1 protein-coding gene is annotated in these 1123 nt (G+C 65.8%); it reads right to left on the bottom strand.

Going from position 1 to position 1123, the window contains the following annotated elements:
- Window positions 1-58: 58 nt before the first annotated feature.
- Window positions 59-1123: HNH endonuclease signature motif containing protein (locus tag CH305_RS15575; RefSeq protein WP_094704182.1), on the bottom strand; the 1065-nt coding region annotated here is incomplete at its 5' end.

Here is a 1123-nt window from a genome sequence, read left to right as displayed (position 1 = left end):
CAACCTCTTCCAGCCCCGCACCGTGTTCTCGGTGCGGGGCTGGATTGTTTGTATGGGCTTACGCGATGTGGGGCCCGGCTCGGGCGTGGGATTGTCTGGGTTCTCGGTAGGGGTCGACGGTGGCTGGTGGGACGAACCAGGGGTGGTTGTCTGCGGCGATGAACACTTCCCAGTCACTGTGGTGGATGAGTCGGTGGTGGAATCCGCAGAGCAAAACCAGGTTGTTCATATCGGTGGGTCCACCATCGGTCCAGTGCCAGATGTGGTGACCTTCGGTCCACGCTGCGGGTTTTCCGCAGCCGGGGAAGGCGCAGCCGTGATCGCGGGCGGTGAGGGCGCGTTTCTGTTTGGCGGTGACGGTGCGGGCGGTGCGAGCGAGGTTGATCGGTGAGCCGTTCTCGTCCATGACGATGGCGGTGAGGATGCAGTCGCAGGCGAGTTGGCGGGAGGTCCCGCGGGTGAGTGGTCCCATCCAGGGCAGCCACCCGACGGTGGTGCCATCACCGAACAGGTCCCGATACGCGCCACGATCGGTGGCCGGTCCACTGTCGCAACCATCGGCATCACCGTCGCGGGTGCTGCTGCTCGCGCTATCGGATCTGGTTGCCGTACCTGGGTTCTCGTCATTGCCGCTGCCGCTGTCACTGCCGCTGCCACTTTCACGTTCACCGGAGCCTGCGCCTGCTGCAGTGCCGCGGAGGTCGACGAGGTCGCGGAGGGTGATGTGCAGGTTGACGTGCGGCTTCTCCCCGCCCTCGGTGGGTCGGTTGCTCGACGCGAGGTAGCGGTCGAGGATGTGCCCGAACGCCTCGGCGCGGCGTAGAGCGGGGCTGCGGTCGTCTTGGGTGCCGTCGGCGGCGGGTCGGGGTTCGGTCAACGGCGAGAGTGCGGCGAGGAGTTTTTCTCCGGTGATGGCATCGAAGTCACCTTTCAACGCCAGCCGCCCGTTCAAGGTTTTCGAGGCGAAGAGTTCGTTGCGGTCGGTGTCCTCGGGTGGCGGCTTCTTGCCACCGTAGGTGTCCTCGAGTTTGGTGATCGCTTCGCGGATGCGGCCGGTACGTGCGCCGGGTCCGGTGGCGGCGGTGATCATCGCCTTCCGGGCAATATCGCGACCCTCTTGCGG

The sequence above is a fragment of the Rhodococcus sp. 15-649-2-2 genome, from assembly GCF_002258645.1.
Taxonomy (GTDB): domain Bacteria; phylum Actinomycetota; class Actinomycetes; order Mycobacteriales; family Mycobacteriaceae; genus Rhodococcoides.
The sequence above is the reverse complement of the archived record's forward strand: the minus strand, read 5'-3'. Positions and strand labels throughout refer to the sequence as shown.